The sequence below is a fragment of the Bordetella trematum genome (assembly GCF_900078335.1).
Lineage (GTDB): Bacteria > Pseudomonadota > Gammaproteobacteria > Burkholderiales > Burkholderiaceae_B > Bordetella > Bordetella trematum.
In genome coordinates this window covers 73,080-99,461 of sequence record NZ_FKBR01000006.1, presented here as the reverse complement: position 1 = coordinate 99,461, position 26,382 = coordinate 73,080, and the positions used below count along the sequence as shown (strand labels likewise).

General features: G+C 67.7%; 24 protein-coding genes. 15 read left to right on the top strand and 9 right to left on the bottom strand.

Annotated features, from left to right (window positions below; translation table 11 throughout):
• Positions 1 to 117 precede the first annotated feature (117 nt).
• From A7V84_RS01125 to A7V84_RS01110, 4 genes are all read left to right on the top strand, one after another.
• A complete protein-coding gene (locus A7V84_RS01125; RefSeq protein ID WP_033534735.1) occupies positions 118 to 1,488 on the top strand; it encodes a c-type cytochrome in 1,371 nt (456 codons plus the stop codon).
• Entirely contained in the window at positions 1,481 to 2,371 is an 891-nt protein-coding gene (locus A7V84_RS01120) for a c-type cytochrome (RefSeq protein ID WP_025516064.1), read from the top strand. The genes A7V84_RS01125 and A7V84_RS01120 overlap by 8 nt, the downstream gene beginning before the upstream one ends.
• A gap of 425 nt (positions 2,372 to 2,796) precedes the next feature.
• The gene (locus A7V84_RS01115) at positions 2,797 to 3,075 is read left to right on the top strand and encodes a hypothetical protein (RefSeq protein WP_025516063.1); all 279 of its coding nucleotides are present in this window, start codon (positions 2,797 to 2,799) and stop codon (positions 3,073 to 3,075) included.
• Between the two features lie 147 nt (positions 3,076 to 3,222).
• Positions 3,223 to 3,936 (top strand): MgtC/SapB family protein, encoded by a 714-nt coding sequence (locus A7V84_RS01110; protein WP_033534736.1) that lies wholly within the window; start codon positions 3,223 to 3,225, stop codon positions 3,934 to 3,936.
• 11 nt (positions 3,937 to 3,947) lie between these two features.
• On the opposite strand, the gene A7V84_RS01105 is transcribed toward A7V84_RS01110, so the two are convergent.
• The 6 genes from A7V84_RS01105 to A7V84_RS01080 all read right to left on the bottom strand — a co-directional run bounded on the left by A7V84_RS01105 (position 3,948) and on the right by A7V84_RS01080 (position 11,212).
• Complete coding sequence (locus A7V84_RS01105; RefSeq protein ID WP_025516060.1) at positions 3,948 to 5,246, bottom strand: DUF445 domain-containing protein; 1,299 nt, start codon at positions 5,244 to 5,246, stop codon at positions 3,948 to 3,950.
• Positions 5,247 to 5,262: 16 nt separating this feature from the next.
• Positions 5,263 to 6,111 carry a fumarylacetoacetate hydrolase family protein gene (locus A7V84_RS01100; protein WP_063492295.1) on the bottom strand — a complete coding sequence of 283 codons (849 nt, stop codon included), beginning with the start codon at positions 6,109 to 6,111 and terminating at the stop codon, positions 5,263 to 5,265.
• Positions 6,112 to 6,133: 22 nt separating this feature from the next.
• A complete protein-coding gene (locus A7V84_RS01095) occupies positions 6,134 to 8,413 on the bottom strand; it encodes an ATP-dependent DNA helicase (RefSeq protein ID WP_052125717.1) in 2,280 nt (759 codons plus the stop codon).
• Positions 8,404 to 10,032, bottom strand: coding sequence for a VRR-NUC domain-containing protein (locus A7V84_RS01090; protein WP_033534812.1), 1,629 nt, complete (start codon positions 10,030 to 10,032; stop codon positions 8,404 to 8,406). The genes A7V84_RS01095 and A7V84_RS01090 overlap by 10 nt, the downstream gene beginning before the upstream one ends.
• Positions 10,033 to 10,152: 120 nt before the next feature.
• Complete coding sequence (locus tag A7V84_RS01085) at positions 10,153 to 10,446, bottom strand: hypothetical protein (protein ID WP_025516054.1); 294 nt, start codon at positions 10,444 to 10,446, stop codon at positions 10,153 to 10,155.
• A 139-nt stretch (positions 10,447 to 10,585) separates the two neighbouring features.
• On the bottom strand, positions 10,586 to 11,212 hold the full coding sequence (locus A7V84_RS01080; RefSeq protein WP_025516053.1) for a TetR/AcrR family transcriptional regulator: 627 nt from the start codon (positions 11,210 to 11,212) through the stop codon (positions 10,586 to 10,588).
• A 185-nt stretch (positions 11,213 to 11,397) separates the two neighbouring features.
• Between A7V84_RS01080 and A7V84_RS01075 the strand changes: the two genes are divergently transcribed.
• The 10 genes from A7V84_RS01075 to A7V84_RS01030 all read left to right on the top strand — a co-directional run bounded on the left by A7V84_RS01075 (position 11,398) and on the right by A7V84_RS01030 (position 22,441).
• Complete coding sequence (locus tag A7V84_RS01075) at positions 11,398 to 13,137, top strand: PHA/PHB synthase family protein (RefSeq protein ID WP_170283355.1); 1,740 nt, start codon at positions 11,398 to 11,400, stop codon at positions 13,135 to 13,137.
• Positions 13,138 to 13,141: 4 nt separating this feature from the next.
• The gene (locus A7V84_RS01070) at positions 13,142 to 14,587 is read left to right on the top strand and encodes an efflux transporter outer membrane subunit (protein WP_063492296.1); all 1,446 of its coding nucleotides are present in this window, start codon (positions 13,142 to 13,144) and stop codon (positions 14,585 to 14,587) included.
• Positions 14,588 to 14,602: 15 nt separating this feature from the next.
• Entirely contained in the window at positions 14,603 to 15,664 is a 1,062-nt protein-coding gene (locus A7V84_RS01065) for an HlyD family secretion protein (protein WP_025516048.1), read from the top strand.
• Positions 15,664 to 18,387, top strand: coding sequence for a ribosome-associated ATPase/putative transporter RbbA (gene rbbA / locus A7V84_RS01060; RefSeq protein ID WP_063492297.1), 2,724 nt, complete (start codon positions 15,664 to 15,666; stop codon positions 18,385 to 18,387). The genes A7V84_RS01065 and rbbA overlap by 1 nt, the downstream gene beginning before the upstream one ends.
• Positions 18,388 to 18,390: 3 nt before the next feature.
• Entirely contained in the window at positions 18,391 to 19,518 is a 1,128-nt protein-coding gene (locus A7V84_RS01055) for an ABC transporter permease (RefSeq protein ID WP_025516044.1), read from the top strand.
• 39 nt (positions 19,519 to 19,557) lie between these two features.
• Positions 19,558 to 20,019, top strand: a complete 462-nt coding sequence (locus A7V84_RS01050; protein WP_063492298.1) for a hypothetical protein — start codon at positions 19,558 to 19,560, stop codon at positions 20,017 to 20,019.
• 1 nt (position 20,020) lies between these two features.
• Positions 20,021 to 20,761 (top strand): acetoacetyl-CoA reductase, encoded by a 741-nt coding sequence (gene phbB / locus A7V84_RS01045; RefSeq protein ID WP_025516043.1) that lies wholly within the window; start codon positions 20,021 to 20,023, stop codon positions 20,759 to 20,761.
• Positions 20,762 to 20,835: 74 nt separating this feature from the next.
• Complete coding sequence (locus tag A7V84_RS01040) at positions 20,836 to 21,264, top strand: universal stress protein (protein WP_025516041.1); 429 nt, start codon at positions 20,836 to 20,838, stop codon at positions 21,262 to 21,264.
• Positions 21,265 to 21,454: 190 nt separating this feature from the next.
• Positions 21,455 to 21,859, top strand: coding sequence for a DoxX family protein (locus A7V84_RS01035; protein ID WP_025516039.1), 405 nt, complete (start codon positions 21,455 to 21,457; stop codon positions 21,857 to 21,859).
• A 3-nt stretch (positions 21,860 to 21,862) separates the two neighbouring features.
• Positions 21,863 to 22,441, top strand: a complete 579-nt coding sequence (locus A7V84_RS01030; RefSeq protein WP_052125719.1) for a peroxiredoxin — start codon at positions 21,863 to 21,865, stop codon at positions 22,439 to 22,441.
• Here A7V84_RS01030 and arsC read toward each other — a convergent pair.
• Positions 22,438 to 22,797: an arsenate reductase (glutaredoxin) gene (arsC, locus tag A7V84_RS01025; protein ID WP_063492299.1), complete on the bottom strand. Its 360-nt coding sequence runs from the start codon at positions 22,795 to 22,797 to the stop codon at positions 22,438 to 22,440. The genes A7V84_RS01030 and arsC overlap by 4 nt on opposite strands.
• 50 nt (positions 22,798 to 22,847) lie before the next feature.
• Positions 22,848 to 24,296 carry a CoA transferase gene (locus A7V84_RS01020; RefSeq protein ID WP_025516034.1) on the bottom strand — a complete coding sequence of 483 codons (1,449 nt, stop codon included), beginning with the start codon at positions 24,294 to 24,296 and terminating at the stop codon, positions 22,848 to 22,850.
• 278 nt (positions 24,297 to 24,574) lie between these two features.
• On the opposite strand from A7V84_RS01020, the gene phrB reads away from it, so the two are divergent.
• The gene (gene phrB, locus A7V84_RS01015; protein ID WP_033534740.1) at positions 24,575 to 25,996 is read left to right on the top strand and encodes a deoxyribodipyrimidine photo-lyase; all 1,422 of its coding nucleotides are present in this window, start codon (positions 24,575 to 24,577) and stop codon (positions 25,994 to 25,996) included.
• Here phrB and A7V84_RS01010 read toward each other — a convergent pair.
• Positions 25,963 to 26,322: a tetratricopeptide repeat protein gene (locus tag A7V84_RS01010; RefSeq protein ID WP_081695066.1), complete on the bottom strand. Its 360-nt coding sequence runs from the start codon at positions 26,320 to 26,322 to the stop codon at positions 25,963 to 25,965. The two genes, phrB and A7V84_RS01010, sit on opposite strands and share 34 nt — an antisense overlap.
• Between the last annotated feature and the right edge of the window lie 60 nt (positions 26,323 to 26,382).

Genomic DNA, 26,382 nt, shown 5'->3' with positions numbered 1-26,382 from the left:
CAAAAGAGGGGACTTTTCTTATTTCTTCGAGGAATATGCTTATAGCCTTGATGGCTAAAATTGGGATATAAGCTGGACCGCCCCGCCATGGGCAGCCAGCACATGGAGGGTTTCCCAATGAAAAAGCAATCCGCAAGGCCCCGGGCACGCCGGGTGTTCGGTTGGACGGTGGTGGTGGTCGCGCTGGGCGCGGCCGGCGCCATCGGCGGCGCCCAATGGCTTACCAGCCTGCGTGGCACCGAAACGGCGGCCATGCCGCAGACGCCGGATGCCGGCATGATCGAGCGCGGCGCCTACATCGCCCGCACCGGCGACTGCGTCGCCTGTCACACCGTCCCCGGCGGCGCACCGTTCGCCGGCGGACTGGCCATGCAGACACCGGTCGGCGCCATTTTCTCGACCAACATCACCCCGGACCCCGAGACCGGCATCGGCGACTACAGCTACGCCGACTTCGCCCGGGCGGTCAAGCACGGCGTGCGCAAAGATGGCACGGCCCTCTATCCGGCCATGCCCTACCCCTCCTACGCCATCATGCCCGAGGCCGACATGCAGGCGCTCTACGCCTGGTTCATGGCCGAGGTCAAGCCCGTCAAGCAGGCCAATGCACCGGCCGATATTCCCTGGCCCCTGAACATGCGCTGGCCACTGGCCTGGTGGCAGCTCGCATTCGCCCCGGCGCGCGATTTCGTGCCGCCCGAAGCGGCCGACGCCCGCATCGCCCGTGGCGCCTATCTGGTCGAAGGACCGGGTCACTGCGGGGCCTGCCACACGCCTCGCGGCGTGGCCTACGAGGAGAAGGCGCTCTCGCTGGCCGATGGCGACAGCTACCTGAGCGGTGCCGTCATCGACGGCTGGCGCGCCAAGAGCCTGCGCGGCGAGGCCCAGGGCCTGCAATCCTGGACCGAAGAAGAGCTGGTGGACTTCTTCCGCACCGGCCGCACGGACAAGGTCGCCGTCTTCGGCGCCATGGCCGATGTGGTCGAGCACAGCACGCAACACTTCACCCAGGACGACCTGCAGGCCATGGCGGCCTACCTGAAGCAACTGCCGCCCGCGCCGGGCAAGCTGTTGACCTTCCCGCCCAAGACCGACACCACCACGGCAGCGCTGCTTGACGGCCGCTACGACACCCGGGGCGCGGTGCTTTACATGGAGTACTGCGTAGTCTGTCACCAGGCGGACGGCAAGGGCATTCCACGCATCTTCCCGGCGCTGGAAGGCAACTCGGCCATCTTTGCCCAGAACCCGCAATCGGTGATCCAGATCACCCTCGAAGGCGGGCGCATGCCGGCCAACTCGGTCGACGTCATGAACTTCGCCATGCCGGGCTTCCGTCACCTGAGCGATGAAGACATCACCGCAGTGATCAGCTTCATCCGCAGCGGCTGGACCAACCAGGCCCCTGCCATCCAGGCCAGCGACGTCACGCACATCCGCGAGTTCCTGGCCAATAAAACGCCCAATGTGGGAGGTCAACATGAATAAGCTTGCCTGTGCACTGGCCACCGCCTTCGCCCTGCTGGCCGGCCCTGCCGGCGCGCAGAACGAGCCGGGGCAACAGCAGAAATACACCGTGCTCGACAAGGACGGCAAGCGCCTGCCCGACTACGTCATCCCCGATGACACGGAAATCGCCAAAGCGCCCAACGCCGAGCAGATCCGGCTGGGCCAGCGCCTGCTCAACGACACCGCGCGCCTGCTGCCCAACAACGTGGGGGCAGCCATGAACTGCAACAGCTGCCACGTCCAGCAAGGCAAAAAGCCGATGGGCGCGCCCTACATCAACACCTTCAACTCCTTCCCGCAGTACAACCCGCGGGCCAACCGCGAAGTCACGCTGCAGGAACGCATCAACGGCTGTTTCCAGCGCTCCATGAACGGCAAGCCGCTGGACAAGGAGTCCGCCGAGATGGAGGCCATGATCGCCTACATGAAGTGGCTGGCCCAGGACGTGCCGCATGGGGCTCAGGTGCAGATCAAGAACACCTGGCCGCTGGACACCAAGCTGGTGCCCGACGCCGAGCGCGGCCGCGGCCTGTATGCGCTGCAATGCGCCTCCTGCCACGGGGCCAATGGCGAGGGCCGCCGCAATGCCTCAGGCGAGATCGCCTTCCCGCCGCTGTGGGGCGACGAGTCCTTCAATATCGGCGCCGGGCTGGCACGTACCTACAAGGCGGCCGCCTTCATCCGCAACAACATGCCGATGGGTGTGTCCACGCATGGCGACTGGGGTGAAGGCCAGGGCGTGCTGACCGACCAGGACGCCGTGGACATCGCCGAGTTCTTCACCCACATGCCGCGCCCGGATTTCCCCGGCAAGGTGAATGACTGGCCGCAGGGCAAGAAGCCCAAGGACGCTCGCTACTGAGCGTACCGCCCCAGGGGCCCGCGGCCTGGCCCCGGCATATCGCCGGGGCCAGGCTTTTTCCGCCTGGCGATACTTTGGTATCGTTGCGCCACACCAAAGAAAATACGGGTAATCCCTAGTTTTTTCTGGCAGGATTGCGCTGCCGACCTTATAATTCAGCCACTTTCAATTCCTTTTTTCCGAGATCAACGTGGACAACGACGAAAGTAGTCGACCTCCGGCTGCTCGCGGTATCGGATACTAGGATAGGCAGATTCTCCTCTCTGCCATCCTGTGTCTGATACAGGATGGCGCTCGGCTTGTTACCGCCCGCCGCGGCAACAGGCATCTTGCTTGCTCCCTCCCTTCCGGCTTTGCCCTTTTCGGCCATGGCCGGCGCGCGCGCCTCAGCATCCGCAACGACCTCCCCTCACAAGGAGACGATCATGCGTTTCGCCGCAAACCGCCTGTGCGACCTCACCCTGCACGCCCCTGCAGAAGTGCTCAACGCGCTGCGCAAGCAACTTTATTTCGACCTGCAGGACGACAGCGTGCGCGTCGCCGCCGTCAAGCTGCGCCGGCCCGATGAGCAGGGCCATGCCGCCATGACGCTGCGCCTGCGCTATCCGGCCGGCGAGCAGTCCTCGGTGTCGGCCCTGGCGTTGCGCCTGGGCGCCAGCGCCGGGCGCGTGCAATGTGTCTATCACAGAGCCGCCGCACAATAAGGAGCTCAGGCCATGAAAGATCCACTCAAGATCCTGTGGCTGTTCCGTCTGAGCGTGGTCGCCGCCATCTGGCTGGTGGCCTTGCTCATCTTCCTGCTCGGCCGCCTGCATGGCGGCTGAGCCTGCCCGCCCTGCAACAAGCTGTCCATGAAGAATTTCGAAAACATCCAATGGCTGCCGCTGGCCAACACCATGCTCAACCTGCTGATCGCCTTCGCCCTGGGCTCGCTGATCGGCTTTGAACGTCAGGTGCGCCAGCGCACCGCCGGGCTGCGCACCAACGTGCTGGTGGCCGTCGGCTCGGCCATCTTTGTCGATCTGGCGTTTCGCATCGGCGGCGCCGACGGCGGCGCGCGCGTGATTTCCTATGTCGTGTCAGGCGTGGGCTTCCTGGGCGCCGGCGCCATCATGCGCGAAGGCGGCAGCATCCGAGGCCTGAACACCGCCGCCACGCTGTGGGGATCGGCAGCCATCGGCGCCTGCGCCGGCGCCTCGATGATGATCGAGGCGACCATCGCGGCCTGTTTCGTGCTTGCGGCCAACACCCTGCTGCGCCCGGTGGTCAGCTACGTCAACCGCCAGCCGGTCGAGCCGCACGAGACCGAGGTCAGCACCGTCATCCACCTGATCGCCAGCGCCGGCAATCAGCAGCAGGCCCTGGCCCGCCTGGAAGAAGTCCTGGAGGCCGAACAGCTGCCGTTGTCGGAACTGCGCATCGATCAGTTTGGCGAAAACGATGTGGAGATCGAAGCGACCCTCGCCGAGGCCTCCATCCAGGACAAGGATCTGGATCGCGTGGCCAGCACCCTGGCCGCCTCGCCCGCCATCCGTCAGGCATTCTGGTCGGCCAATACCGTCTGACGCCGGCGCAGCTAGGCGCTCAGCAGCAGCACGCCGGCATGCAGGGCCAGGCCGATCAGGCCGCCGACCAGCGTGCCGTTAAACCGCACGTACTGCAGGTCCCGGCCGACCGCCAGCTCCAGTTCCTGTACCAGATGGCGTTCGTCCCACTGTTTGACGGTGCGGGAGATATGCGCCGTCACGCCGTGGCGCAGGCGGCCGCTCAGGCGGCGTGCGGCCCCCAGGATATGGGCATTGAGCGCGGCACGCAGGCGTTCGTCGCGCCGCAGGCGCTGCGCCAGGCTGCCCAGCGCGGTTTCCAGGTGGCGGGCCAGCACAGAGTCCTCGCGCTGGAGGTCACGCCGCAGCAGGCCCTGCACGTCCTCCCAGAGCTGCTGCACATAGCGCTGCACCTGCGGGTCGGCCAGCCAGCGGGCCTTGAGCGCCTGCACTGTCTCGCCGACCTCGGGATCGGCGCGCAGGCGCTCGATGTAGGCCATGACCCAGGCCTCGTAGTCGCGCCGCACCGGGTGATCGGGTTGGCCCAGCACCTCACGCAGTTCGTCGATCAGCGCGCGCGCCAGGCGGTCGGCAAGATTGCCCGCCATATTGTCAACCGAGGCCACCAGATCCACGGTGGCGATGATGCGCGGCCACTCCTTGCGCGCAAAGCGCAGCAGCAGCGCCGAGGCGCGCGCCTTGACATCCTCCTGGCCCAGATAGCCGGCCAGCCGCTCCAGGGCCGCGTTGAGCAGATCCTGGTGACGGCCGTCGCGGGTCAGCAGCGCCAGCACGTCGCCGGCAGTGCGCGCAGCATCCCAGCGTTGCAGGGCATCATCGAGAAACTGACGAATGGCCCCGCGCACAGCCGTCTCATCGAGCAGATCAATGGCCTGCACGGCCAGTTGGCGCGTCTCCTGGGCCAGCGCCCGGGCCTGGGCGGGCTGCGCCAGCCAGCGCGCCAACCGCCCGGCCGGGTTGAACACGCGCAAGCGCTCCAGCAGGCTGTCGGGATCGAGAAAGTGATCGCGAACGAACGCCGCCAGGTTGTCGCCGATGCGGTCCTTGCTGTTGGGAATGATGGCGGTATGCGGGATCGGCAGCCCCAGCGGACGCCGGAACAAGGCCACCACCGCGAACCAGTCGGCCAGCGCCCCGACGGTGGCGGCCTCGCAGAAGGCCCGCAGCCAGGCCCAGCCTCCCTGCCCGCCCATCGCATGGCTGAGCACGAAGCCCGCCAGCATCAGCAGCAGCAATGCCAGCGCCCAGCGTTTCATGCGCCGCAATTGCGCAGCGCGCGGATCGGCGGGGTCGATGGGCGTGAACGGCATCATGGGCGAGACGGCCTCAGAGCGCGAAATCCACCACGGTCTGGCGCTGGCAGCCCAGCCCGGCCACCCCCAGCGTCATGACATCGCCCGGGCGCAGGAAGACCGGCGGCTGCTTGCCCAGCCCGACACCGGGCGGCGTGCCGGTGATGATGACGTCGCCCGGCAGCAGCGTCATGAAACGACTGACGTAGCTGACAATGGTCCTCACGTCGAAAATCATGGTGCGCGTGTTGCCGGTCTGCATGCGCCGGCCATTGACGTCCAGCCACAGATCCAGCGCCTGCACGTCGTCGATCTCCTCGCGCGTGACCAGCCAGGGGCCGATGGGGCCGAAGGTGTCGCAACCCTTGCCTTTGTCCCAGGTGCCGCCGCGATCCATCTGGAACTCGCGCTCGCTGACATCGTTGACCACGCAATAGCCGGCCACGTGATCCAGCGCCGCCTCGGTTTCGACGTAGCGCGCCCGCTCGCCGATCACGATGCCCAGCTCGACCTCCCAGTCGCAACGGGTCGATCCTTGCGGCAGCATCACGTCATCGTCCGGGCCCTGGATGCAGGAGGTGGCCTTCATGAAGATCACCGGTTCCTGGGGCACTGCCGCTCCCACTTCGGCTGCGTGATCGAAATAATTCAGGCCGATCGCCACCAGCTTGCCGACCTGCGCCACCGGACAACCGAGCCGGGGCTGGCCCGCGACCACCGGCAGGCTGGCAGGATCCAGGCCCGCCAGTTGCGCAAGCGCCGCGCGTCCCAGCTGGGCCGGCCCCACGTCGGGCCAGACCCCGGAAAGGTCGCGGATCACGCCCGCGGCGTCCAGCAGGCCCGGTTTTTCCTCGCCCGAGGGGCCATATCGCAGCAATTTCATTGCCTGTGCTTCCTTGTCTGTCTCAGGATCCGGCGTCCGGCGGGATGCCGGACGTATCGGGGTCCAGCTGCCACCACTGCGGCAGCAGCCGTCGGACCTTGCTCCAATGATAGCGGTCGTCGATCAGATGCACACAGCCCTGGTCGGCCTCATCGCGAATCACCCGCCCGGCCGCCTGCACCACCTTGCGCAGGCCCGGGAAAAGATAGATATGTTCGTAGGCAGCCTCGGCGCCGATGCGCTGCGCCATCAGGCGGCGCATGGCCTCGTTGCGCGGATTGACCTGCGGCAGGCCCAGTGTGGCAATGAAGGCCCCGATCAGGCGTCGCCCGGGCAGGTCCACCCCCTCGGAGAACGCCCCGCCCAGCACCGCGAATCCCACCCCCGCGCCGGCCTCGGCAAAGCGATCCAGGAAAGCGGCGCGCGCCGCCTCGTCCATCGCCGGCGTCTGGCGCCACAGCGGAATCTGCGGGTGATGCCGCGCCACCCAGTCGGCGACCTGCTCCAGATAGGCGAAGCTGCTGAGAAAGGCCAGGTAATTGCCTGGCTGCTCGCCGTACTGACGCGCAATGATGGCGCCAATGGGCGCGACCGACGCCTGGCGGTGCCGGTAGCGGGTGCTGACCTGTCCGGCGATGCGCACCCGCAGCTGCTCGGGCGAAAACGGCGCGGCGACCTGCAGCGTGCGGGTGGCCGGCGGCAGCCCCAGCGTGTCACGGTAGAACGGCGCCGGACTGAGCGTGCCGGAGAACAGCACCGAAGCATGCGCGGCCGCATGCCGTGCCGCCAGAAAGCTGGCCGGCACGACGTTGTGCAAGCCCAGCTGCTGGTCCTTGTCGTCGCATTGCAATTCGATCAGGCTGTGCGGGCCATGCACTTCGGCCAGCCGCGTCCAGCGCAAGGCCTCGAAGTAAAAGCTCAGCCAGGCGGCCTGCGTCGCCGGCGGCGTGCCGCCCAGGGCCTGGTGCTCAGCCACCTCGCTCACCAGTTTCTGCAACGCAGCCAGCACGCCCGGCGGCGCGGCATCGAGCACGGCATAGCCGCCCTGCTGCTTGCCCGCCATCGCGCGCCAGGCCCGGCGCACGCTGTCCAGCGGCCGGCGCAAGGGCTTGGGTGCGCCCTGCCAGGCCTCTTCCAGCGCCCGCCTGCTCAGGCTGGCGCTGTACATGGCGCGGGCGCGCTCGACCAGGTTGTGGGCCTCGTCGACCAGCACGGCCACGCGCCACTGTCCGGCCTGCGCCAGCTGATAGAGCAAGGCCGTCGCATCGTAGTAATAGTTGTAATCTCCGACCACCACATCGGCCCAGCGCAACATTTCCTGGTTGAAGAAATACGGGCAGATGCCATGGGCCGCCGCCACGGGCGCCAGGGCGGCCTGCGAAAAATCTCCTTGCGCTTCCAGGGTGTCGCGGGCCTGCGGCAGGCGGTCGTAGAAACCGCAAGCCAGCGGGCAGGATTCCCCATGGCAGGCCTTGTCGGGGTGCAGGCAGGCCTGTTCGCGCGCCCGCAATTCGGTCACGCGCAGATCGGCGCCCAGGGCCAGACGCTCCAGCGCATGCAGCGCCAGGGCCCTGCCCGGCGCCTTGGCGGCCAGGAAATAGACCTTGTCCAGCCCTTGCGCCGCACAGGCCTTGAGCGCCGGAAACAGGCTGCCCAGGGTTTTGCCTATGCCGGTAGGCGCCTGCGCCAGCAGCGCCTGGCGATCGCGCACGGTGCGAAAAATGGCCACCGCCAGACTGCGCTGGCCGGCACGCAAGGCCCCGAAGGGGAAGGCCATCGCCGCCAGGGCGTGATCCCGCCGGCGGCGATGGGCCGCCTGGCGTTGGGCCCAGGCGAGATAGGCGTCGCACAAGCCAGCGAAATGCGCCGCCAGCGCCTGCGCCTCGCCCTCCTCGGCCAGCACGGTCTCGGCCAGGGTGTCGACCTCGACATACACCAGGGCTAGCGTAAGCCGTTGCAGGCCGCGCGCCTGGCACAACAGATGCCCATAGACCAGCAGCTGGGCCCGGTGCAGTGCGCGCTGATTGTCGCCCATGGCCTGCAGACGCCCGCGGTAGGTCTTGATCTCCTCAAGCTGGCGGGCCTGCGCGTCGTAGCCATCGGCGCGCCCGCGCACCGTCAGCGCGCCATGCTCGCCCGACAGCGGAATCTCGCTCTCGTAGTCGGAGCCGCGCCGCTCGGCCACGGCTGTGTGCCCGGCCATGCCCTCCTGGGCGCTGGGCGACGGCGTGAAGCGCAAGTCCAGGTCGCCGCGGCGGGCCGCGAACTCGCACAGGCTGCGCACGGCCACGCTCAGGCGCATGCGTCGTCCCAGGCGATATGGCACACCTGCACCGCCACCCCTCGGGCCAGGCAATGCTGCAGCCAGCCGATCTGGTTATCCTGCAGCCGGTCGCCCGGACCCTTCACCTCGATCAGCTCGTAACGGCGCTGCTGCGGCCAGAAACGGATCAGATCGGGCAGCCCGCTGCGGTAGGTCGGTACGTCCTGGAGCAGGCGTTCGAACAGGCTGCGCAGATCGGCCGGGGCCATGCAGTCCAGGGCCAGCGCCAGCAGATCCGGCGTGAGGATATCCCAGGCCACAAACGGCGATTGCAGGCCTTGCTTGGCCACGTAGCGATCTTCGATGGTGGCGCGATAGCGCCCGTCATCCAGCTGGCCCAGGCAGCCGTCAAACAGCGCCTGTCGCCGTCGCGCGAAATCGGGCGAAGCCAGATCGGCCGGTCCGCGCTGGAAGGGATGAAAAAAGGCCCCGGGCAAAGGTGCAAACACGGCATCCCAGCACAACAGGCCGAACAGACTGTTGACGAGCGCATTCTCGACATAGCACACGACTGCCCCCGGCTCGGCCAGCGCCTGGCGCGCGACGTCCTCGACGCGACGATCCTGCGGCGTACGCGGCAGCTGCAGCCTGACGAGCGGAATGGCTGGCCCCTGCACCGGGGTCGGCCGCGCCAGACCGAGCTGGCGGCACAGCCGCGGCAGCATGCGCGCCAGCCGCTGGGCTTCGCTGTCGTCTTCGGGCCGGGCCTGCGCCTGACGAGCCAGGGCGTACGCCTGCTCGAAGGCGCCCTGACGCTCAAGCACGCGCAAGCGCCGGTGGCGTGCGCCCCGGTAGGCCGAGGCGGCATAGGCGCGTTGCGCCGCCGCCCAGTCGGCCACCCGTTCGCTGGCCTGCCCCAGGCGCAGCAACAGCTTGGCGCGTCGCATGGCCAGCCAGGGATGCGCCGGCGCGTAGTCCAGCACGGCATCGAGCAACGCCGGTGTCGGGCCGGCCGTCTCCAGTTGCTCGCGCCACAGATGCAGCTGCAGGTACTGGTCGACGTCGGCGCGGGTCTGGAAGGCGCGAGAGGCGGCGTCCAGCGGCACGCGCTCATACTGGAACACGCCGATGTCGGCCAGCAGCTGCTCATCCCATTGCTGGCGCAGATTGCCGAAGAACATCAGCCGCAGGCGGTCGCACAGCGCCTGGACGTCGACCTTCCAGACCTGCTCGCCCGCCTGGGGCCGCCACTGGCGATGATGGCGCGGCTGGGGGTGGGCCTGGAGCAATTGCTCGCGCATCGCATCCTTGCGCAGGCGCGCGTCGGCCAGCGCGGCCAGCTCGGCCTTGGTATAGAGCCTGAGCAGCGCCTCGACATCGAGCAAGGGATCGGGGCTGAGCCAGCCCAGGGCCAGCAGCGGCTCGGCCGCCTGCTGCACGTCGCCGATCTCCTCATAGCGCAGCCGGTCACTGCGAAACAGCTCGCCCTTGCGCCCCAGAAGACGCACCAGCAAGGCCCGCGACGCCTCGGGCAGACCCGCGAAGGCATCAAGAAAGGCCTGTTCCGTGTCGTCGAACAGATCGCCATAGCGCGCGGCAAGCCAGTCCAGGGCGCGCTGGAAGTTGTGCAGGTAGTACAGGGGATGTGGCGGCAACATCGGCGCGGGCGGCAAGGCTAGGCACTGGATGGATATACAGACGAATCATACCAGCCGCACAAACGAAACGGCCCGCGCCTGGCCACTGACCGGGCGCGGGCCACAGACCGGCAACCGCCGCTACAGCAGGGAAGAACGGGCGTTACGGGCCCAAGGCTGGGCCTGGGCGCCGTCGGCCCAGTTGGACTCGGTCTGTTCGTCGGCCCGAGGCAGCGGGTTGGCCGCGGCCTCGTTCATGCCGGCTGCCGTCTTGACCGGCAGCTTCGGGGGGAAGTTGGGCACCACGACCGGGCTGGTCGGTGGCAGCAACTTCGCGTTGATGCTCACGCCCCGGACCGCATCGTCCGGCGCATCGCCGGCAAATGATGCGGAATCGTGGCCGCAAGCCACTGGACGATCGCTACGCGTACTCATGATTGCTCCTGTTCATGGGCGCCCGAGGGCGCCTGCCAATCGGAACTGACGGGGTTGTTTTGTCTCGGTTTTGTACGAAACGCCTCCAGCATGGCCTTTCGGGCCGACTTTGGCAATGCTGGAAGACACCAGCCAGGCCCTAGGCGGCCGCCAGCAGCGCGCACATCATCTCGATGTGCCCGGCGCGCCATTCCGGCTCGCGGGCGCGCTGCGGGTCCCCGGTGATCATGGCGACCATGAGGGCATGCACCACCGGAGAGAGCAAGAGCCAGGAATGGCGCGCCGCCCGGTTTGCGCACAGGCCCCGGGCCGCAGCCAGCTCGATCAGGCGCGCCAGCGCCACGCGCTCGAGCTGGGCGTCGCTGCGCCAGCGCTCCATGACCTCCGGCACCCGCCACCCTTCGGCCATCAGCAGGCGGAAGGTGGTCATCACGGCCGGCTGCGACAAGGCCTCATACAGACAGTCCACGAATCGACAGGAGAGCTCGCGCAGGCTGCACACGCCATCGAGCATGGCCTCGGGGTCGATGGGTGTGGGCTTGAGCCACAGTTCCAGCAGCGCCGCCAGCATGTCTTCCTTGCTGGCGAAATGCGCGTAAAGCCCTCCCTTGGACAAGCCCGCCCGGGCGGCAATATCGTCCATGCGGGTGGCGCCGTAGCCGCGCGCCGAAAATTCCACCAGGGCGGCGTCCAGGATCTCCTGCACCCGGCGCTCCGGCGGCAGCCGACGACGGCTCGGCGCATCTTGGGAAACGACAGTGTTCATGAGACGATCCTTAGGTATTGCCGAAACCCCATTAAATACCGACTGGTCGGTCGTTAGTTTGATTAAGCGCAAGTCCAAGGCCGTCCATCTATCCCAAAATAGAAAAAAGAGATCAGATTTTCCTGATATCGTTCAGGAATAAGCCTTTAAAACCAGAGTACGGCCCTTTTTTCGGTGAGGAATCGATGAGCAATGGCAGGACGATGCCGCTGGATCAGGCGGCTCAAGCCCTGGATAGCGCCGCGACGGCGGCAATGGCACGCTGGACCGGGTCGTTATCGCCCGCCGCAGGCCTGCTGGCCTGGACCGATTGGGCCAGCCATCTGGCCAACGCCCCCGGCAAGCGCCTCGCGCTGGCCGATCTGGCCTGGCGCCAGGCCGGCGAGCTGGCCCGCTATCTGGCTGAGAGCTGCAGCGGCGATGCCTGCCCCTGCATCGAAACCCAGGATCGCCGCTTCTCCGACCCCGCCTGGCAGCACTGGCCTTTCAATTTCTATCACCAGCAATTCCTTCTCACCCAGCAATGGTGGGAAGCCGCCACCCGCGATGTGCCGGGGGTCGCGCCGCACCACGCCCAGGTCACCGCCTTTGCCGCCCGGCAATGGCTGGACATGTTTTCGCCGGGCAACCTGCTGGCGACCAACCCCGTGGTGCTGCGCCAGACCTGGGAAGAAGGCGGCGCCAACCTGCTGCGCGGCGCACGCCACGCCATCGAGGACGGGCTGCGCGAACTCAGCGGCCGCCCTCCCGCCGGGGCCGAGCATTTCCGCCCTGGGCATGAAGTGGCCGCAACACCGGGCAAGGTGGTGTACCGAAACGCCCTGATGGAGCTGCTGCAGTACGCCCCGGCCGGCGACACCGTCCATCCCGAGCCGGTGCTGATCGTGCCGGCCTGGATCATGAAGTACTACATCCTGGACCTGTCCGCCCACAACTCCCTGATCGGCTACCTGGTCAGCCAGGGGTTCACGGTGTTCTGCATTTCGTGGAAAAACCCCGGCGTGGCCGAGCGGGATCTGGGCATGGACGACTACCTGAATGACGGCATCGGCGCCGCGCTGGCGGCCATCGGGGCCATCGTGCCCAAGGCGCGCGTGCATGCCACCGGCTATTGCCTGGGCGGCACGCTGCTGGCCATCGCCGCCGCCGCCATGGCGCGCGACAGCGACGAGCGCCTGGCCAGCCTGTCGCTCTTTACCGCCCAGACCGATTTCAGCGAACCGGGCGAACTGAGCCTGTTCATCGATGACAGCCAGATCAACATGCTGCAGGCACAGATGGACCGCAAGGGCTATCTGAGCGCCAGCCAGATGGCCGGGGCGTTCCAGATGCTGCGTTCCTACGATTTGCTGTGGTCGCGCATGGTCAACGAATATCTGCTGGGGCAGCGCCGCCCCATGTCCGACCTCATGGCCTGGAACGCCGACGCCACCCGCATGCCCGCCCGCATGCACACCGAGTACCTGCGCCGCCTGTTCCTGAACAATGACCTGGCCCAGAACCGCTACACCGTCGGGGGCAAGCCGGTGATGCTGGGCGACCTGCGCCTGCCGATGTTCGTGGTGGGTACCGAGACCGACCACGTCGCCCCCTGGCGCTCGGTGTACAAGCTGCATTACCTCAGCCCGGCCGAACTGACGTTCGTGCTCACGCGCGGCGGGCACAACGCCGGCATCGTGAGCGAGCCGGGCCACCCCCGGCGCAACTATCGCCTGCTATGCCGTCGCGCCAACGACACCAGCATCACCGCCGAACAATGGCTGGAACAGGCTGCCCGCCAGGAAGGCTCCTGGTGGCCGGCCTGGACCCAATGGCTGGCGGCCCGCTCGGGTCCGGCCACCGCCTCCCCTCCCTCGCTGGGCGCTGCGCGCCGCGGCTATCCCGTGCTTGGCGATGCGCCGGGCACCTACGTGCTGGAGCCTTGACCTCATGACCCGCTGTCTACGTCTGCTGGGCACGGCGCTCAGCGCCAGCCTGCTGTCGGCCTGCCTGTCGCTGGCCCCTGAAACCCGCACCGGCCCCCTGCCCGTGCCGCAAGCCTTCCCGCAACCCGGCGCGCCTGCGCCGGCCGACGCGGTCGCGCCGGCCGCGCTGCAATGGCAGGATTTCTATGTCGAACCGCAGTTGCAGCAACTGATCGACACCGCCCTGGATCACAACCGCGACCTGCGCCTGGCTACCCTGCGCGTGGAAGAGGCCCGCGCCGCCTATGGCATCCAGCGCGCCGACCAGTTCCCGACCCTGGGGCTGTCGGCCGAGGGCCAGCGGCAACGCACGCCGGGCGATCTCAACCTGACCGGCCGGCCGATCACCGCCTCGCAGTATCAGGTAGGTCTGGGCGTGGCTTCCTGGGAGCTGGACTTCTGGGGTCGCGTGCGCAACCTCAAGGACGCCGCGCTGCAGAGCTACTTTGCCAGCGAAGCCGCGCGCCAGGCGGCCACCCTGTCGCTCATCGCGCAAGTGGCCGACAGCTATCTCACCCTGCGCGAAATGGATGAACGCCTGGCCATCACCCGCCAGACCATCGAAACCCGTGCCGAGTCGCTGCGCATCTTCCGCCGCCGCTATGAAATGGGCGCCGTCTCCAAACTGGACCTGACCCAGGTCGAGACGTTGTGGCAGCAGGCCAGCGCCATGGGCGCCGAACTGGAACAGGCCCGCGCCACCCAGTTCCAGGCGCTCCAGCAGCTGGTCGGCACGACCCTGGTGCTGCCGTCCACCGAGGCTACCCTGGCAGCCGACGATGCGCTGATGCGCCCGCTGCCGGCCGGCCTGCCTTCGGCGCTGTTGACCAACCGCCCCGACATCGTCGCTGCCGAACACAATCTACGCTCGGCCAACGCCCGCATCGGCGCGGCGCGCGCAGCCTTCTTCCCGCGCATCACCCTGACCGGCGCCTTCGGCACGGCCAGCAGCGAGCTGGACAATCTTTTCCAGGGCAGCAGCCGAGCCTGGAACTTCATGCCCAGCCTGGACCTGCCGATCTTCGACGCCGGACGCCGCCAGGCCAACCTGGACCTGGCGCGCGCGCGCGAACAGCAGGCCGTGGCCGAATACGAGAAAACCATTCAGACCGCCTTCCGCGAGGTGGCCGACGCCCTGGCCGCGCGCCACTGGCTGGCCGAGCAGGTACGCGTCCTGCACGCCTCGGTCCAGGCGCAGTCCGAGCGCGCCCGACTGGCACGCCTGCGCTATGACCACGGTGCCTCGCCCTTCCTGGAGGTCCTGGACGCCCAACGCGACCTGCTGCAAGCCCAGCAGCAATGGGTACGCACGCGCCGCGCCCTGCTCTCCAGCCAGGTTGCCCTTTATGCCGCCCTGGGCGGCGGTATGCAAACCGCGCCCGACGCCCAGCCGGCCGCGGCCCAACCCTGATCGAGGTCTCCCGAGATGACTGCCCGAAAGTATCTGCTCCTGGCCATTGCACTGGTCGTCGCACTGGCGGCCTACTACGGCTGGCGCGCCTACAGCAACCGCGGCCCCGGCGAGGGCTTCGTCAGCGGCAACGGCCGCATCGAGGCCACCGAGATCGACGTGGCCACCAAACTGCCCGGACGCGTCGAGGACGTGCTGGTCGATGAAGGCGAGTTCGTCACTGCCGGCCAGCCCCTGGCTCGCATGCAGATCGACACCCTCAATGCCCAGCGCGACGAGGCTCGCGCCCAACACCAGCAGGCCATCAACGCGGCCAACAGCGCCCAGGCCCGCGTGGCCCTGCGCCAGAGCGACAAAGTGGCCGCCCAGGCCGTGGTGGTGCAACGCGAGAGCGAGCTGGACGCCGCGCGCCGGCGCCTGACGCGCTCGCAGACCCTGTCGCGCGAAGGCGCCTCGTCCATCCAGGAGCTCGACGATGACCGCGCCCGGGTGCGCAGCGCCGAAGCCGCCGTGGCGGCCGCGCGCGCCCAGGTCGCCGCCGCCCAGGCCGCCATCCAGGCCGCACAGGCCGAGGAAGTCGGCGCCCGCTCGGCCGTGGAGGCCGCCCAGGCCACCATCGTGCGCATCGAGGCCGACATCACCGACAGCGAACTGCGCGCGCCGCGTTCGGGCCGCGTGCAATACCTGGTGGCCCGCGCCGGTGAAGTGCTGCCCGCCGGCGGCAAGGTGCTCAACCTGGTCGACCTGGCCGATGTCTACATGACCTTCTTCCTGCCCGAGCAGGCCGCCGGGCGTGTGGCGCTGGGCACCAAGGTGCACATCATCCTGGACGCCGCGCCCCAGTACGTGATTCCGGCCAGCGTCAGCTACGTCGCGAGCACGGCCCAGTTCACGCCCAAGACGGTCGAGACGGCCAGCGAACGCCAGAAACTGATGTTCCGCGTCAAGGCCCAGATCAGTCCCGAACTGCTGCAGAAGCACCTCACCCAGGTCAAGACCGGTCTGCCCGGCGTGGCCTGGATCAAACTGGACGAGCAGGCCCAATGGCCTGCCGACCTTGACGTCAAGGTGCCGTGATGGACGTCGCGCGGCTCGAAGGGGTGACCCTGCGCTACGGCCAGACCGTGGCGCTGGACAACCTGAGCCAGAATATCCCGGCCGGCATGATGATCGGCCTGATCGGCCCGGACGGCGTGGGCAAGTCCAGCATGCTCTCGCTGGTGGCCGGCGCGCGCGCCGTGCAGGAAGGCAAAGTGATGGTGCTCGACGGCGACATGGCCGATGCGGCCCATCGCGAAGCCGTCTGCCCGCGCATCGCCTATATGCCGCAGGGCCTGGGCAAGAACCTCTACCCGACGCTGTCGGTCGAGGAGAACCTGCAATTCTTCGGCCGTCTGTTCGGCCATGACGCCGCCGAGCGGCGCGCGCGCATCGATACGCTCACGCGCGCCACCGGCATGTCGGCCTTTCTGGACCGGCCTGCCGGCAAGCTCTCCGGTGGCATGAAGCAGAAGCTGGGTCTGTGCTGCGCCCTGATCCACGACCCTGATCTGCTGATCCTGGATGAACCGACTACCGGCGTGGACCCCCTGGCGCGTGCCCAGTTCTGGGAGCTGATCGACACGATCCGCCAGGAACGCCCCTCGATGAGCGTCATCGTCGCCACGGCCTATATGGACGAGGCTCAGGGCTTCGACTGGCTGATTGCCATGGATGCCGGACGCATCCTGGCCACCGGCACGCCAGCCGAGCTGCTCGCGGCCACCGGGCGCGACTCGCTCGAAGCCGCCTTCATCGCTTTGCTGCCCGAAGAGAAGACGCGCGACTATCGTCCGGTGGAAATCCCGCCGCTGGATCTGGACGCCGACTCGGAGACCGCCATCGAAGCGCGCGACCTGACCATGCGCTTTGGTGACTTCGTGGCCGTGGATCATGTCAACTTCCGCATCCGGCGCGGCGAGATTTTCGGTTTTCTGGGCTCCAACGGCTGCGGCAAGTCCACCACCATGAAAATGCTGACCGGTCTGTTGCCGGCCAGCGAAGGACAGGCCTGGCTGTTCGGCCGCGAAGTCGATCCGCGCGATATCGCCACCCGACGCCGCGTAGGCTATATGTCGCAGGCCTTCTCGCTTTACGGCGAACTGACGGTACGTCAGAACCTGGTGCTGCACGCCCGCCTGTTTCACGTGCCGCCCGAAGAGATCGAAGCCCGCGTGCGCGAGATGGCCGAGCGCTTCGGGCTGCTCGAGGTCATGGACGCCCTGCCCGAGAACCTGCCGCTGGGCGTGCGCCAACGGCTGTCGCTGGCGGTGGCGATGGTGCACAAGCCCGAGCTGCTGATCCTGGACGAGCCCACCTCGGGCGTCGACCCGGTGGCGCGCGACAACTTCTGGCGCCTGCTGATCATGCTGGCGCGCGAAGACAAGGTCACCATCTTCATCTCCACCCACTTCATGAACGAGGCGCAACGCTGCGACCGGATGTCGCTGATGCATGCCGGGCGGGTGCTGGTGAGCGATACGCCGGCGGAGATCACCCGCAAGCGCGGCGCCAAGACCCTTGAAGAAGCCTTCATCGCCTATCTGCTGGATGCCGGCGCCGGCAACGCGCCCGATCCGCAGCAGGCTGCCCAGGCCGTCGATGCGACGCCGCATCGCGAAGACCGCCATCTGGGCAATTTCCACTTCAGCCGCGCGGCCAGCTATATGTGGCGCGAGGCGCTGGAGCTGCGCCGCGACCCGGTGCGCGCCACCCTGGCGCTGGTGGGCTCGCTCATCCTGATGTTCGTGATGGGCTTTGGCATCAGCATGGACGTCGAAGACCTGCGTTATGCGGTGCTGGACCGCGACCAATCCGGCCTGAGCCACAACTATTCGCTCAACCTGGCGGGATCGCGCTATTTCATCGAGCAGCCGCCGATCACCGACTACGAGGAGCTCGACCGGCGCATGCGCTCGGGCGAGCTGTCGTTGGCCATCGAGATCCCGCCTGGCTTCGCGCGCGACGTCCAGCGCGGCCAGAACGTGCAGATCGGTGTCTGGATCGATGGCGCCATGCCGCAACGCGCGGAAACCATCCGCGGCTATGTCCAGGGCATGCACCAGGGCTGGCTGCTTGAGCAGGCTCGCGCGCGCTATGGCGCTTCGGTGCAGCCGGCGGCCACGGTCGAGACGCGTTTCCGCTACAACCCCGACGTGCGCAGCCTGCCGGCCATGGTGCCGGCCGTGATCCCGCTGCTGCTGCTGATGATGCCGGCCATGCTCACAGCCCTGTCGGTGGTGCGCGAGAAGGAACTGGGCTCCATCATCAACCTGTACGTCACGCCCGTCACGCGGCTGGAGTTCCTGCTGGGCAAACAGGCGCCCTATGTGGCCCTGGCGATGCTCAACTTCCTGCTCATGGCCCTGCTGGCGGTGACGGTGTTCGGGGTGCCCATCACCGGCAGCCTGCCCACCCTGCTGCTGGCCGCGCTGATCTACAGCGTCATCGCCACGGCCATCGGTCTGCTGGCCTCGTCCTTCACCCGCAGCCAGATTGCGGCGCTGTTTTTCACCATGCTGGGCACCCTGGTGCCGTCGGTGCAGTTCGCCGGCCTGCTCAACCCGGTGTCTTCGCTGGAAGGCGGCGGGCGGCTGGTGGGCGAGATCTACCCCGCCACCCACATGCTGACCATCAGCCGCGGCATCTTCAGCAAGGCCCTCACCATGGGCGACCTGTACAGCGCCTTCTGGCCCATGCTGGTCGCCATCCCCATCATCCTGGGCGCCGCCGTGCTTCTGCTGCGCAAACAGGAGAGCTGACCCATGCGCCGCCATCTCGCCAACATCTATCGCCTGGGCGTCAAGGAACTGTGGAGCCTGGCCCGCGATCCGATGATGCTCATCCTCATCGTGGTGTCTTTCACCCTGATGATCTACACGGCCGCCACTGCGGTGCCGGAGTCGCTGCACAAGGCGCCCATCGCCGTGGTCGACGAGGATGTCTCGCCGCTGTCGCAGCGCATCGTCTCGGCCTTCTTTCCGCCCCACTTCCTCGAACCGGTGATCATCTCGGCGGCCGAGCTCGACGGCGGGATGGATCGCGGCGACTACACCTTCGCGCTGAACATTCCGCCCAACTTCCAGCGCGACGTACTTGCCGGCAGGCCCGCCGAAATTCAGCTGAACATCGACGCGACCCGCATGAGCCAGGCCTTCACCGGCAGCGGCTACATCCAGCAGATGATCAATGACGAGGTCAACGCCTTCGTCAAGCGCTACCGCAGCATCGAGGCGCTGCCGGTCGAGCAGGCCATCCGCATGCGCTTCAATCCCAACCTGACCCAGGCCTGGTTCGGCGCGATGATGGAGATCATCAACAACGTCACCATGCTGTCCATCATCCTGACCGGCGCCGCCCTGATCCGCGAACGCGAGCACGGCACGATCGAGCACTTGCTGGTGATGCCGGTGACCCCGACCGAGATCATGCTGGCCAAAGTCTGGTCCATGGGCCTGGTGGTGCTGGTGGCCGCCGGCCTGTCGCTCACCTTCGTGGTGCGTGGCGCGCTGCAGGTGCCGGTCGAGGGATCCATCGCCCTGTTCCTGACCGGCGCGGCGCTGCACCTGTTCGCCACCACCTCGATGGGGATATTCCTGGCAACGCTGGCCCGCAGCATGCCGCAGTTCGGCATGTTGCTGGTGCTGGTGCTGCTGCCGCTGCAGATGCTCTCGGGCGGGACCACGCCGCGCGAAAGCATGCCGCAGTTCGTGCAGGACATCATGCTGGCCGCGCCCACCACCCACTTCGTCGAACTGGGCCAGGCCATCCTGTACCGCGGCGCCGGGCTGGACGTTGTGTGGTCGCCCTTCCTGGCCCTGCTGATCATCGGAAGCGCCCTGTTTGCTCTATCTCTGCGGCGTTTTCGCAGAACGCTCAGCCAGATGGCTTGAGCCCCGCCCCTGTTTCCCATCAATTTGCGAGGAAGGATCATGAAGAACACGCAAGCCTCTCAAAGCAGCACCGCGCCGGCAGCCTCCCTGATGGCCGCCAACATGGCCTACTGCCAACGGCTGGCCGAACTGGCACGCCAGAGCCAGGCGCGCTGGATGGCCCTAGGCAACCAGGTCTGGGCCGACCAGGCCGCCCGTAGCCAGCAGGCCATGGCGCCCCTGACCCAATCGCACAACTGGCAGGATCTCGCTCCGGCCATGGGCGAGCTGGCGCGCCGCAATTGGCAGCAGCGATTGAGCGCGGCCGAGGCGGTGGTGCACACCACGCTGGCCGAGCAGGCAGCGCTGACCGCAGGCGTGTCCGAGGCGCTCAATACCTGGCTGCAGGACGCCGCCGGTCTGTGCCAGACCATGAACGCCGGCCCCATGGGCCAGCTGTGGAGCTCCCTGGCAGAACAGATGGGCGCGGCTGCCCGGGCCAACACTCCCTCGGGAGCGTGAGATGACGACATTGCGCACCGCCCTGATCACCGGCGGCACCGGCGCGCTGGGCCAGGCGATTGCCTTGGCGCTGCACGACGCCGGCCACCGCGTCATCGTCACCTGCCGCCAGCGCGGCCAGGCTGAGCAGGCCTGGCTGGACGCCCAGGCGGCGGCCGGCCGCGAATTCCTGGCCTACCCCGTCGACGTGGCAGACTACGCCAGTTGCCGCGCCCTGGCCGACACGCTGGCAGCCGACGGACTGTCGGTGGACATACTGGTCAACAATGCCGGCGTCACCCGCGACGCCAGCCTGCGCAAGATGGCGCCTGAGGACTGGGCCACGGTGCTGCGTTGCAACCTGGACTCCATGTTCAACATGACGCAGCCCCTGATCGAAGGCATGACCTCGCGCGGCTGGGGCCGCGTGGTGAACATTTCTTCCGTCAATGGCTTCAAGGGCGCTTTCGGCCAGACCAATTATGGCGCCGCCAAGGCCGGCGTCCATGGCTTCACCAAGTCGCTGGCCCTGGAAGTCGCGCGCAAAGGCGTCACGGTGAACACCGTCTCGCCCGGCTACCTGGATTCGCCCATGGTCGCGGCCGTTCCCCAGAACGTGCTGGAAGAAAAAATCCTGCCGCAGATCCCCGTGGGCCGTCTCGGACAACCCGCAGAGATCGCAGCGCTGGTAACCTTCATCTGCAGCGACTCCGCCGGCTACATGACCGGTAGCAACGTGGCCATGAACGGCGGCATGTACTGACGGTTTGCAAGGCGACGCGGCGCCGCGCAAGCTGAACGATTTCCCCAAACAACGCTATATACAAAGAGGATGTCATGTTGAAGATTCTTGTTCCCGTTGACGGTTCCGATGCCGCGCTGCGCGCGCTGCAGGACGCCATCGACCTCGCCAAGGACAGCCGCCAGGGCGGCGAGCTCTTTCTGCTCAACGTCCAGGTGCCCATTGTCTCGGGCCATGCCAAGCGCTTCCTGAGCCAGGACCAGATCGATTCCTACTACAAGGCGGAAAGCGACGAAGCCTTCGAACGCGCCCTGCCCCTGGCCCAGGCCAGCGGCCTGACCGTGCATTCCGACATGCGCAACGGCCAGTACGGCGACACCATCGTCGGCTACGCCAAGGAAAAAGGCTGCACCCGCATCGTCATGGGCACGCGCGGCCTGGGCTCGGTAGGCGGGCTGCTGCTGGGCTCGGTGGCCCAGAAAGTGATTTCGCTCTCGCCGCTGCCGGTCACGCTGGTCAAGTAAGTTCCCGCGGCGTCACCCGCCGACACAAGCGCGCCCCTGTCACCCAGGGGCGCGCTTGTCTGGGGGGCCGGGGATTTGCCATAATCGCTTCGTCTGACCCGTATCCCGCCCGGCGCCACAATGACGGGCGCGCCCTGGCGCGGCCGGTCTGGCCCGCCCCAGCCCCTCTCTCCCGGAACTTCTCCTTCCTATGTTCAAATCCGACGACACTGGCAAACTGATTCTGCGCCTGGCCCTGGGCATCCTGGTCTTGTTGCACGGTCTGCACAAGCTCGACACCGGCGTCTCCGGCATCGCCGGCATGCTGGAGCAGCGCGGCCTGCCGGGCTTCCTGGCTTACGGCGCCTATATCGGCGAAATCCTTGGCCCGCTGCTGCTCATCATCGGCGTCTACGCCCGTCTGGGCGCGCTGCTGGTTTTCGTGAATATGCTGATGGCCTTCGCGCTGGTACATGCCAACGAGCTCAGCTCCCTGACCCGCTCGGGCGGCTGGATGCCGGAACTGCCCGGCATGTTCCTGTTCGCTGCGCTCGCCATCATGTTCCTGGGCGCCGGCCGCTTCAGCCTGGGCGGCAGCGGCGGACGCTGGAACTGAGCCATGGCCCGTCCCGCCCCGCGATCCGCCGCCGTGTTTCGCCTCATGGCCGCCAGCCTGCTGGCGGCGGGACTGGGGGCCGCGCAAGCGGCCCTGCCCTTGCAGGCCGAGGCGCCGGCCTTCAGCGCACCGGCGGCGTTGGACGGCGCCACCTTCACGTTCGAACTCGGCCCGGCGCTGGCGCAGGGCCCGGTGGTACTGTATTTCTATCCGGCTGCCTTCACCCAGGGCTGCTCGCTCGAAGCGCGCAGCTTCGCTCAGGCCATGGACGATTTCCAGGCGCTGGGCGCCACCGTCGTCGGCGTCTCCACCGACACGCTGGAGACGCTGCAACGCTTCTCGGCCAGTGACTGCCAGGGCCGCTTCGCCGTGGCCGCCGATGGCGACGGGCGCATCATGCGTGCCTACGACGCCGTATCCCCGCGCCGCGTCGACTATGCGGCACGCACTTCCTACGTCATATCGCCACAGGGCCGTATCCTGCACCATCACACCGACCCCAACCCCGAGGCGCATGCGCGCCTGGCCCTGCAGGCGCTGCGAAAATGGCGCGCCGAGGGTGGCGCGCCCCCGGCGCCTTAGAGAATTTCCTTGACCAGATCGGCAGGACGGCACAGTCGGACGCCCTTGCCGGTCACCACAAACGGCCGGTTGATCAGGATGGGATGCGCGATCATCGCGTCCAGCAGCGCGTCATCGCTGACCTGCGGGTCATCCAGCTTCAGTTCCTGGTACAGCGCTTCCTTGGCGCGCACCGCCTCGCGCACGCTCAGGCCGGCCTGAGCGATCAGCGACGCCAGCTCGGCGCGCGTGGGCGGGGTTTTCAGATACTCGATGATCGTCGGCGCATAACCCGCATCCTGCAGCGCCTGCAGCGTGGTCCGCGAGGTGCCGCAGCGCGGGTTGTGATAGATCGTGGCGCAATGCGTGGCAGTCATCTGGCTCTCCTAGTGAATCGAGGCGCTAGTCTACCAATGGTGCGCCGGCCTCAGCGAAACGGCCAGACTGCCCGGTCGCTGCCCGGCGGCACGGAAGGCCGCGACCATCCGGCTGGCGTCACCGAAAACTGCGCCGCATGCGGCACCGCGCTCAGGGTGCCGAAGCCGGATGCCGAAGTCTGCAGCAACGGTTGCACGGCCGGCATGGGACAGTCCAGGCCGTCCGGGATACGACCCAGGCTGCGCAGCCATTGCGCAGTGCGCGCCAGCGACACCTGCACGTGCCAGCTGCCTCCCTCGGTGGCCTGACGCGCCAGCGCCGCCTGCGCGCCGAAGGCCATCAGAAAGCCGCTGGCGTAATCCAGGATCTGCATCGGCAGCGGCTTGGGCTGCACCTGGCCAGCCGCTTCGGCCTCGGCCCAATTAAAGCCGGTCCCCGTCTGCACCAGCGAATCGAAGCCGCGTCGTCCCGCCCAGGGGCCCTGCGGTCCGTAGGCCGACAGCGACACATAAACGATGCCCGGCCGCAGCTGCGCTGCCTGCTCCGGGCCGAAACCCAGGCCTTCGAGGGCGCCGGGACGATAGCCCTGAACAAAGATGTGGGCGCTGCGCAAAAGCCCGGCCAGCGTGATGCGGCCATCGGCAGTGTCGAGGTCGGCATGGACCGACAACTTGCCCTGGCTGGTTTCGATGATGTTGTCGATATTGGGCAGATGCGGCGAATTCACCAGCATCACATCGGCGCCATAGGCCGCCAGAGTGCGCCCGGCCACCGGGCCGGCGATGATGCGTGTGAGATCCAGCACCCGGATATCGGACAGCGGTCGCGCCTCGGCCGTGAAGACCGGCAAGGGCCGGGGATCGGCCTCGCCGATGCGTTCGATGCTCACCAGCGGCTGCTGCGCCAATGCCTGCGCCTGGGGATGGGCGTCCCATTGGTCGAAGCTGCGCATGGCCGCCACGACCAGGCCGGCGTCAGCCGCCACCTGTTCGAACTCCAGCGCCTTCCAGCGTTGCAGCGCCTGCGTGACCGCCTCGCGCGTGGTGCCCTCGCCCACCGGACAGCCGAGCAAGGCCAGCGCGCCATCGCGATGATGCGCAAAATTGGCATGAATACGCACCCAGCCGCCATCGCCGCAAGGATAGAGGCCGGAAATCTTGTCCCAACTGCTGGGGGTGACGCCGTTGATGGAGAAAAATCCCCGGCACTCCTGTGCCGCGTGCAGCATCTCCACGGTCACATGCTGGCGTTCCCGCCCGCGCAGATGCCAGAGCTCGGCTGCTGCCAGCGCGGCGCTGGCCAGACTGGCCTGGGCCGCCGCCCCTACCGCAAAGGACGAGGGCAGCACCGGATCACAGCCAGGCAGGCTGACGTGCGCCAGCGCCTCCTGCGGCAGCCCGCTGGCTTCCCAAAGACGTTGCAAAGCCTGCAGCGACAGGCTTTCCCGATTGATATTGGCGCGCCGGAACGGCGCACGCAGATCCATCAAACTTCCCATGACCCAGACTCTGACGACAGTTTTCTCAGGGCCATTACACGGCGCGTCGGCCGGGACCGTCAAGCCACCGGTCGTGTGGCGGTGTTTCACGGTTTGACCGTCCACCCCTGCCGGCCAGCCTCTTGCGCGCCATCACGGCGCCCGCGACAGCAGCTGCCCGGGCGTCTGCGGCAGCGCCGGCGCAGCCATGGCTGGTCACACTTTTGCCCTCATGCACAGTGCCGGGCAAGCCCGATAGAATGGCGTCTGCCCCTTTTTTCGCCGCCCCTCCCCGATTCATGAACACCCTGATCTGGCTGCGCAGCGACCTGCGCCTGCATGACAATCCCGCCCTGGCAGCCGCTGCCGAACAGGGCAACGTGCGTGCCGTCTATCTGCCCGCGCCCGGACAATGGCGCCAGCATGGCGATGCCCCGGCCAAGATCGACTTCTGGCGGCGCAATCTGCAGGCTCTCGGCCAGACCCTGGCCGCGCGCGGCATCGCGCTGGACGTCTTGCCGATCGACACCTGGGCGCAAGCCCCCGAGGCGCTCGCCACGTTCTGCGCCACGCACCGGATCGGGGCGGTGCACATCAACGCCGAATGGCCGATCAACGAACAACGGCGCGACCAGGCCTGCGCCAAGCGGCTGGCCGCCATGGACGTCGCCCTGCACGTGCATCAGGGCGCGACGCTGCTTACCCCGGGCAGCGTGCGCACCGGCAGTGGCGGCCCCTACCGGGTCTTCACCCCGTTTGCGCGCGTCTGCCGGGAGCGTCTGCGCAGCGCCACGCCGGCCGCCATCCGTGCCCCGGCCGCGCAAGGGCCGGCGCTAGCCGCCCCTTTGCTGGAGGACGACTGGGGTTTCGGCACGCCGCCCGAGGCCTTGCAGGCGCGCTGGCCAGCCGGCGAAGAGGCCGCCCATGCCCGCCTGCGGGAGTTCCTCGACGACGGTCTGGCCCGCTACCACGAGCGCCGCGACCTGCCGGCGGTGCCTGGCACCAGCGCCCTGTCGGCCTATCTGGCCTGTGGCGTGGTATCGCCGGCGCAATGCCTGCGCGCCGCACTGAGCGTCAACCAAGGCGAGATCGACAGCGGGCTGGCCGGCGCGCGCAGCTGGATCACCGAGCTGCTGTGGCGCGAGTTCTACGTGCACCTGCTGGCCGCCTACCCGGCGCTGTCGATGCACCGGCCGATGCGCCCCGAAACCGACCATGTCCAATGGCGCGAGGCGCCGCAAGACCTGCAGGCCTGGCAGGCCGGCCTGACCGGCATCCCCATCGTCGATGCCGCCCAGCGTCAGTTGCTGGCCACCGGCTGGATGCACAACCGTCTGCGTATGGTCAGTGCCATGTTCCTGTCCAAGAACCTGTTGCTGGACTGGCGGCTGGGCGAGGCCTGGTTCATGGCGCATCTCGTGGACGGCGACCTCGCAGCCAACAACGGCGGCTGGCAATGGAGCGCCTCGACCGGCGCCGACGCAGTGCCTTACTTCCGCATCTTCAATCCTGTGACCCAATCACGCCGCTTCGATCCGGACGGGCGATTCCTGCGTCGCTGGCTGCCCGAACTGGCCGGGCTGGATGCGCGCGCCATCCATGAGCCCAGCAGCGCGCAACGGCTCGCCACCGGCTATCCGCAGGCCATCGTCGACCTCAAATCCAGCCGTCTGCGCGCCATCGAAGCCTATGCGCGGCTACCCTCGCCGTCAGCAGCCTGAGCCTGTGCGGCCTGCTTGTCCAGACGGCGCAGGAAAACCGTAAGCTCCTTGACCACCTGCTGGTCGCCATGCCCCTGGGCGGCCGCGACCCCCGCCTCCCAGGCCTGGCGCGCGCCCGCGGTGTCGCCCTGCTCCAGCAGGGCTCGTCCCAGCCACTTCCAGGCCACCGAATAGCGGGCGTCAAAATTCAGCGCCGCGCGCAAGTGCTCGACGGCCACCGGATACTGCCCCGCCTCCACATAGGCCTTGCCCAGGGAAAAGCGCAACAGGGTGTTGTCATGCCCCTGGGCCAACATGGCCTCCAGGCGCTCGGTCAGGCTTTGCATTGCCGCCACTCCATCTTGAATCCGCCCCATCATACCCAGCCCGGCAGTTCCAACCGGGAA